Origin of the sequence: Pseudoalteromonas simplex (genome assembly GCF_015278155.1) — a bacterium.
GTDB classification, from domain to species: Bacteria; Pseudomonadota; Gammaproteobacteria; order Enterobacterales; family Alteromonadaceae; genus Pseudoalteromonas; species Pseudoalteromonas simplex.
In genome coordinates, this window is sequence record NZ_JADILN010000034.1 from 1 (window position 1) to 572 (window position 572).

A 572-nucleotide genomic window follows, 5' to 3' on the forward strand; every position below is an offset into this window, starting at 1 on the left:
CCTTCACCTGCATCACTGGTACCACTGATGAGCGGTGTATTGTCATTTCCTATTGCATCCACATTAACGGTGAGTGTCGGTGGTGTACCATCAAAGTCACTTGAACTGATAGTACGTACATTGCCTGCAGCATCCGATGCACTGGCTGTTATCGACGCTAGGTTCGCTAACGGCACGGTTAACCCTGTCAGCGACCAATCACCATTGGCATCGGTGGTTGCCGTATATGTCACACTGCCACCGCCTAATAAGGTTTGGGTGATGGTCACTGTGCTACCGGCGGGTAAATCTGATGTACCACTTAAGGTCACCAGTTGACCCAGTAAGAAGGTCGGCACAAAAGCAAGCTCCGGTGGAATGGTGTCGACTTCACCACTGTCACTGGCACTGCTGTTATTACCTGCTGCATCACTGATACTGGCACTGACTGTGTAGTTGCCATCAGCTAAGGCTTGCCCTGCTTCGGCGCTCCAATTGCCTGAAGCATCAGTGGTGACTGCCACGGTATGGCTGATACCATCAGCATCGGTAAAGGTCACGGCGAGTGAGGTATTGGCTAAGTCTGAGGTGCC

Annotated in this window: 1 protein-coding gene; it reads right to left on the bottom strand. The window is 51.9% G+C overall.

What is annotated here, in order from left to right; translation table 11 throughout:
• The coding region (locus IRQ78_RS20410; RefSeq protein WP_228482698.1) for an Ig-like domain-containing protein at positions 1 to 572 on the bottom strand (572 nt) is incomplete at both ends.